Source organism: Flavobacterium sp., assembly GCF_021151785.1.
In the GTDB taxonomy this organism is placed as follows: domain Bacteria; phylum Bacteroidota; class Bacteroidia; order Flavobacteriales; family Flavobacteriaceae; genus Flavobacterium.
In genome coordinates this window covers 1-7,289 of record NZ_JAGKWP010000112.1, presented here as the reverse complement: position 1 = coordinate 7,289, position 7,289 = coordinate 1, and the positions used below count along the sequence as shown (strand labels likewise).

The 7,289-nt window shown below is 29.9% G+C and carries 8 protein-coding genes and 1 pseudogene; 5 read left to right on the top strand and 4 right to left on the bottom strand.

All coding sequences use genetic code 11. The features are described from left to right. Together QZ824_RS10010 and QZ824_RS10005 are read right to left on the bottom strand one after the other, a co-directional pair. Positions 1–257: pseudogene (locus tag QZ824_RS10010) on the bottom strand (hypothetical protein); the annotation flags it as partial. Between the two features lie 3 nt (positions 258–260). Then, positions 261–755, bottom strand: coding sequence for a sigma-70 family RNA polymerase sigma factor (locus QZ824_RS10005; RefSeq protein WP_291275881.1), 495 nt, complete (start codon positions 753–755; stop codon positions 261–263). Positions 756–893: 138 nt separating this feature from the next. Here QZ824_RS10005 and QZ824_RS10000 point away from each other — a divergent pair, with 138 nt between their 5' ends. From QZ824_RS10000 to QZ824_RS09985, 4 genes are all read left to right on the top strand, one after another. Further along, positions 894–2,201, top strand: coding sequence for an NAD(P)/FAD-dependent oxidoreductase (locus QZ824_RS10000; protein ID WP_291275880.1), 1,308 nt, complete (start codon positions 894–896; stop codon positions 2,199–2,201). Between the two features lie 93 nt (positions 2,202–2,294). Continuing rightward, the gene (nadC, locus tag QZ824_RS09995) at positions 2,295–3,152 is read left to right on the top strand and encodes a carboxylating nicotinate-nucleotide diphosphorylase (RefSeq protein WP_291275879.1); all 858 of its coding nucleotides are present in this window, start codon (positions 2,295–2,297) and stop codon (positions 3,150–3,152) included. Beyond that, positions 3,152–4,072, top strand: coding sequence for a YihY/virulence factor BrkB family protein (locus tag QZ824_RS09990; protein ID WP_291275878.1), 921 nt, complete (start codon positions 3,152–3,154; stop codon positions 4,070–4,072). The genes nadC and QZ824_RS09990 overlap by 1 nt, the downstream gene beginning before the upstream one ends. A gap of 32 nt (positions 4,073–4,104) precedes the next feature. Beyond that, the gene (locus QZ824_RS09985) at positions 4,105–4,665 is read left to right on the top strand and encodes a chalcone isomerase family protein (RefSeq protein ID WP_291275877.1); all 561 of its coding nucleotides are present in this window, start codon (positions 4,105–4,107) and stop codon (positions 4,663–4,665) included. 27 nt (positions 4,666–4,692) lie between these two features. Here QZ824_RS09985 and QZ824_RS09980 read toward each other — a convergent pair whose 3' ends face one another. Then, on the bottom strand, positions 4,693–5,055 hold the full coding sequence (locus tag QZ824_RS09980; RefSeq protein ID WP_291275876.1) for a nuclear transport factor 2 family protein: 363 nt from the start codon (positions 5,053–5,055) through the stop codon (positions 4,693–4,695). A gap of 43 nt (positions 5,056–5,098) precedes the next feature. Next, positions 5,099–6,196, bottom strand: coding sequence for a M42 family metallopeptidase (locus QZ824_RS09975; RefSeq protein ID WP_291275875.1), 1,098 nt, complete (start codon positions 6,194–6,196; stop codon positions 5,099–5,101). A gap of 86 nt (positions 6,197–6,282) precedes the next feature. Here QZ824_RS09975 and QZ824_RS09970 point away from each other — a divergent pair, with 86 nt between their 5' ends. Beyond that, the gene (locus QZ824_RS09970; RefSeq protein WP_291275874.1) at positions 6,283–6,987 is read left to right on the top strand and encodes a DUF4294 domain-containing protein; all 705 of its coding nucleotides are present in this window, start codon (positions 6,283–6,285) and stop codon (positions 6,985–6,987) included. The last annotated feature ends 302 nt before the right edge of the window (positions 6,988–7,289 follow it).

Below are 7,289 nucleotides of genomic sequence, written 5' to 3'. Positions count from 1 at the left end.
AAATTAATTCCTGTTGCTACTTTTTCAATATCATAGATATGATAGCTTTTTAATCTATTGATAAAAGCCTCATCGAAAAATAATGTAAAATCTAAAAGTCTAAAAATTAAAAATTCTATTATACTAATGATAAAAATCCACTTTACAATTGATGAAGAACTTTGATGTAGCATGCCATAGATATCTTGTTCAGATACTTGTTTAAATTGCTGTTCTTTTTTCTTCCAATCTTTTTTTAATAATTCTAATTCATCCATAGGTTACGGATTTAATATTTTTTTCAGTTTTCCTTTGATACGATTCATTTTTACACGTGCATTTACCTCACTAATACCTAAAGTTTCTGCAATTTCTGTATAATCTTTGTCTTCAAGATATAAAAATATTAAGGCTTTTTCGATATCATTTAATTCGCCTATGGCTTTATACATTAGTTTTAATTGCTCTTCTTCTTCAAAATTGTACTCATCATCTTTCATTCGATAAAATTCGGTATCAAAAGGAGTAGTGTCAATACTTCTTTTCTTTTTACGATAGAGAGTAATAGCTGTGTTTAGTCCTACACGATAAGCCCAAGTAGTAAATTTAGAATCGCCTCTAAATTGTGGATAAGCTTTCCATAACTGAATTGTTATCTCTTGAAATAAATCCTTATGTGCATCCTCATCAGAAGTATATAGCCTACAAATTTTGTGGATAATATTCTGATTTTCTTTTAATTGTTTTACAAAACTTTCTTCAGAGGATGTTTTCATACATACTATTGGTAACTTGAAATCAAATTTTGTTACAATTTAGATTCAACTTTTTTATTGAAGTTATTTAAAAAACTGTCTATTAAAATCTTTATTCATTTGATAAAAGTAGTAAATTTGTATATAAACAGTTTGAAAATGAACATACCGAGTTCACCCTTAAAAAGAATTGTAATCATTGGTGGAGGTTTTGCTGGGATTTCAATTGCTAAAAAGCTTAAAAATAAAAAATACCAAGTTGTTTTACTAGATAAACACAATTATCATACGTTTCAACCTTTATTATATCAGGTAGCAACAGGCGGTTTAGAGCCCGATTCAATAGCATATCCTATTCGTAAAGTGATTCAAGAATATGATGATTTTTATTTTAGACTTGCAGATGTAAAAGAAGTTGTTCCGTCTGAAAATAAAATTGTTTCAGATATTGGTGAATTAAACTATGATTATTTAGTAATAGCTACGGGAACTAAAACCAACTATTTTGGAAACAAAGAGATTGAAAGAAATAGTATGTCTATGAAGACTATTCCTCAATCCCTTAATATCAGAAGCTTTATTCTTGAAAATTTTGAGCAGGCTCTTTTAGCAGATGATGAACAAGAGAGAGAGAATTTGATGAATTTTGTTTTAGTTGGTGGAGGTCCAACTGGGGTAGAGTTAGCGGGCGCACTGGCTGAAATGAAAAAAGCTATTTTACCTAAAGATTATCCTGATTTGGATATTGCTAAAATGCAAATTAATTTAATTCAAAGTACTGATCGGCTTTTGAATACTATGACTAAACAATCGTCTGAGGCTTCTGAAGCATTTCTAAAAAGTCTAGGCGTTAATATCTTTAAAAATGTTAGAGTAACTGGTTATGATGGGCATCTCGTTACAACTAATACTGATTTATCTTTTAATACTTCAACGGTAATATGGACTGCTGGTGTTCAAGGAAAATTGATTTCAGGTCTAAATAAAGAGGCGATTTTTGAACGAATTGATCGTGTAAAAGTTAATTCTTTTAATCAAGTTATTGGATATGAAAATATTTTTGCCATTGGAGATATTGCTATAATGCAAACTGACCAATATCCAAATGGTCATCCTCAAATGGCTCAACCAGCTATTCAGCAAGGAAATTTACTGGCAGAAAATTTAGTACGATTACAAAAAAATGAGACTCTTGTTCCTTTTGAATATTATGATAAGGGGTCTATGGCAACTATTGGTAGAAATAAAGCAGTAGTTGATTTGCCTAAGTATCATTTTCATGGAGTTTTTGCTTGGTTTGTCTGGATGTTTGTTCACCTTATTTCGTTAATCGGATTTAAAAATAAAGCAGTAGTTTTTTTAAATTGGGTCTATAATTATATTAGATTTGATAGAGAGGCCCGATTGATAATCAGACCCTACAAGAAAAAAGCAATGCAGCAAAGTTTTACAACAGATGAAATTTAAATGCAATCACTCGGGGTGGGAAATTTTTATTGATTTCCCTTACTTTTGTGACAATTCAAATATTTTATTAAAATTCTTTCATTACAATAAATTATGATTTCAGAAGCTCAATTTCAAAATGAATTAAATATTATTATTGCCAACGCCATTCGAGAAGATGTAGGAGATGGCGATCACAGTTCCTTAGCTTGTATTCCAACTGATGCAAAAGGTAAAGCAAAATTATTAGTAAAAGATGAAGGTGTCATTGCTGGAGTAGACTTTGCTAAACAAGTGTTCAACTATGTGGATTCAGGATTAGAAATAGAAACATTTATTCAAGATGGTGCCCAAGTAAAACATGGAGATGTAGTTTTTCATGTGGAAGGAAGTTCACAATCTATTTTAAAGGCAGAAAGATTAGTATTGAATAGTATGCAGCGAATGAGCGCTATAGCAACGAAAACTAACAGCTACGTAAAACTTTTAGAAGGCACTTCTACAAAAATATTAGATACTAGAAAAACTACACCTGGGTTTAGAGCTTGTGAAAAATGGGCTGTAAAGATTGGCGGAGGTGAAAATCATCGATTTGCTTTGTATGATATGATAATGCTTAAAGATAATCATAACGATTTTTCAGGGGGTATTTCTCAAGCCATTCAAAAAACGAAAGACTATTTAAAACAAACAAATAGAGATTTGAAAATTATTGTAGAAGCTAGAAATTTAGATGAAGTTCAACAGATATTATCTGCTGGTGGAGTATTCAGAATTTTATTAGATAACTTTGATTTTGAGACAACTAAAAAAGCAGTTGAATTAATAGGTAATCAATGTTTAACAGAATCTTCGGGTAATATTAATGAAGCTACTATTAGAAAATATGCTGAGTGTGGTGTAAATTATATTTCTTCTGGAGCGTTGACACATTCAATTTATAATATGGATTTAAGCTTAAAAGCAATATAATGATTCAAATAAGTAAAGAAGAAATTAAAAATTGGCCTGTAATAAAACAAATGATTACTTTATTGCAGGGTGTTACTTTTGATACATTACAAGGTATTTCTCTTTATGATTTGATTAAACATTATTTTATTGGACTAATTAAAGATGCTTTTACTTATAGGGCAAGTGCTATAGCATTTAGTTTTTTTATGGCCTTATTTCCGTTTGCTTTATTCATTCTCAATTTAATACCATTTATTCCTCTAGAACATTTTCAAGAAGACTTTCTAGAATTTGTTGCTCAAAGTGTACCACCCAATACATATGATGCCATAGCGACAATCTTGAAAGACATTATGAGTAATAGTTACAAAGGCTTATTGTCCTCAGGTTTTCTTTTGTCTGTTTTTTTAATGTCAAACGGAATTAATGCTTTGTTAGATGGTTTCGAAATGTCTTCGAATATTAGTAAAAAAAGAGGTTATTTTAGACAATATGGCGTTGCAATTGGTTTGTCCTTAGTTATTGCTTTTCTTCTTTTATTAACCGTAGCTACAATAGTTATAGTGGAAATTATTCTGCAACAAATTAAATTACAAGATTATGTTTCAAGTAATATTTCAATTTTGGAATGGTCAAGATATGGATTTGTTATTCTTATGATATTAACGATTACTTCTCTTATTTACAAGTTTGGTACCAAAGAAACGAGAAACATTCACTTTTTTAATCATGGATCAATAATGACAACTATTTTGTTTTTATTGTCTTCCTATGTTTTTGGTATTTATGTTGAAAAATTTGCAAGATATAATGAATTGTACGGATCTATTGGTACACTTTTAGTTATGATGTTTTATGTTTGGATTAACTGCATTTTATTGCTTCTAGGTTTTGAACTAAATGCATTTATTTATAAATTAAAACAAAAAAATAATTAACTTAGCAAATATTAACTCAAAAAAAAATGAATATGAAAAGAATCATTCTAACTTTATTAATTGCTTGTACGGCAATTTTTTCTCAAGCTCAAACAACTGTGTCAGGTGTAAAAGTAGACGGCAAATTAACTTTTGAAAGTAAAAGTTTAATTTTGAATGGGGCAGGTGTGCGTGAAAAGTTTTTTATGGATTTATATGTAGGTTCTTTGTATGTTACTAAAAAATCTTCTGATGGGAATGCGGTAATGAATGCTAATGAAAGTATGGCCATTAAATTGAATATTATTTCAGGTATGATAACTTCTGAAAAAATGATTAATGCAATAAATGAAGGTTTTGAAAATGCTACAAACAAAAAAACTGCTCCATTGAAAGCTAAGATTGATAAATTTAAAGGTTTCTTTAAAGAAAAAATCAATAAAGGAGATGTTTTTATTATTGGCTATACTCCAGAAGATGGGGTGGTTGTCTATAAAAATGGAACCAAAAAAGGATCAATAGAAGGTTTAGATTTTAAAAAAGCATTATTTGGTATTTGGTTGTGCAACAAGCCAGCTGATGAAGATTTAAAAGAAGGCATGCTTGGAAAATAAAAAAATCCCGATTTATTCGGGATTTTTTTATCCATGGTAAACTCTAGAAAATACAATTTTACCCTTTTCTATTTCTAAGAGTTCAGCGACATCCATATCATCTTCTCCTTCCACTTGTCTGATGTATTCCATAAATACTCGTTCTTCATTGGCTGTTAAAGAAGTGTTTTTATACTTTAAGCTAGGGAGATTATTAAAAGCCTCTTCCCACCAAAGCTTAAGTTCCGTTTTACCTTTTATAAGACCTTTAGTTTCTGGTTTTTTTATTTTTAATTTCGGACTAAAATGAGATGCCTCATCGTCATATAAACTTAATAAAGCATCTAGATCATGAGTGTTAAAGGCCTCGAACCAGTTTTTTGCGATTGATAAATTTTCTATTTTACTCATTTTGCATTATTAAAATAAGTTAAAACCTTAATTTTAATGTTTGTTATTTCTTGAAATATGAAAAATTATGATTGTTTTCAATTTTTAATAAACTTTCATAAATCAGTTGAATTACATGTTCAACATCTTCTCTATGAACCATTTCTACTGTTGTATGCATGTAACGTAAGGGTAGAGAAATTAATGCAGAAGGAACTCCACCATTACTATAGGCAAAAGCATCGGTATCTGTTCCTGTGACTCTTGATGAAGCATGTCTTTGGAATGGAATCTTTTTTTCTTCTGCTGTTTCTACGATTAAATCTCTTAGCTTGTTTTGTACTGCAGGAGCATAAGCGATTACTGGCCCTCTTCCCATTTTTAAATCACCCTCTATTTTTTTATCAATCATAGGGGTGGTTGTGTCATGACAAACATCTGTAACTATAGCAACATTTGGCTTAATTGTTTGTGTAATCATTTCGGCACCACGTAAACCAATTTCTTCTTGAACAGCATTAACTATGTAAAGTCCAAAAGGTAATTTTTTATTATTTTCTTTTAATAAACGTGCTACTTCTGCAATCATAAATCCTCCCATACGGTTATCAATAGCCCTACAGATGAATTTATTCCCATTTAAAATCTCAAATCCATCAGGATAGGTAATAACACAGCCTACATGAACTCCTAAATCTTCTACTTCTTGTTTTGAGGAACAGCCACAATCAATAAAAATATTTTCAATTTTTGGTGTCTCTTCTGCTTTTCCGCTTCTTCCTCTAGTATGTATGGCTGGCCAACCAAATACACCTCTTACTATTCCTTTTTTTGTGTGAATATTAACCCTTTTAGAAGGTGCTATTTGATGGTCACTTCCTCCATTTCTGATGACATAAATTAAACCATCTTCTGTGATGTAGTTAACATACCATGAAATTTCATCGCTATGCCCTTCAATAACAACTTTATATGGAGCTTCAGGATTAATCACACCAACAGCTGTGCCATACAAATCAGTAATAAAAGAATCAACATAAGGTTTTAGATAATCCATCCAAATTTGTTGTCCTTCATTTTCATAACCCGTTGGGGAGGCATTGTTTAAGTACTGCTCTAAAAATACTAGCGAATTCTCGTTTAAAATACTTTTGCTTTTCATTCTATATTTTTTTCGCTAAATTAAATATTTGGCATTAGAGTTGCTAATAATTTTAATAATTTTGACACATATATATAATAGGTAAGATGCAACAATTTTTTATAGTTTTAGTTTTTATTTTTTCAGGATTATCTTTTGCAAGAGCACAGAATAATTCTGGAATTTCAGATACCATTGAATATATACACGATTCAGATACCATCAAAGAAATTGTAATTGAAGAAGTGATGGTGTCAGATGAATATGCAATTAAACTAACTAAAGAAGAAAGAGAGCAAATTAAGTTGCTAGAAAAAAGAGTTCGTGTAGTTTATCCTTATGCTAAATTAACTGCTGAAAAATTAGTCCAAATAAATACGACTATGGCTAAATTAAAAACGGAAAAAGAAAAAAAGAAGTATTTTAAAATTGCTGAAAAATATTTAAACGATGAGTTTGAGCCTAAACTTAAAAAGTTATCACAAAAGCAAGGTCAAATACTAGTTAAGTTAATTCACAGGCAAACAGGGCAAACAACGTTTGATTTGATAAAGGATTATAAAAGTGGATGGAAAGCTTTTTGGTCTAATAAAACGGCTCAGCTTTTTAATATTAATTTAAAGAAAGAGTATAATCCAATGGATGTGCCAGAAGATTATTATATAGAAATGTTTTTGATAAAATGTTTTGCAGAAGGTAAATTGATAAGGCAAGCGGCCGCTAAACCTATCAATGAAGATGAATTGACTGAAAATTGGGTACAAAAGAATAGAGCAAGAGTTCAAGCGGAAAAAGAGATGGAAAAAAAGTAGATCTTTTTTATTAGCTATAACAATGTTACACGGTTAATAGGTACAATATTATTATATATAAGGAGTAACGTTTTATCTTTTACAGTTATTAGATTGAATAAGTTGAAACTTTATATTGTGTGTTATAAAGGCTTCGTGTAGTTGGTTTTTTGTTTGCAATAAAGATATAATAGGTTTAGCTGAATTAACTGGCGAAAGGTTAAAAAAAACTTTGTATTGTAACTTCTTGGTTTTAAGTGGGTAGAAAAATAAATTAAAAAAAGATTGTAAAAAGGTTTGGAAGTACGGAATAAGTTTCTACT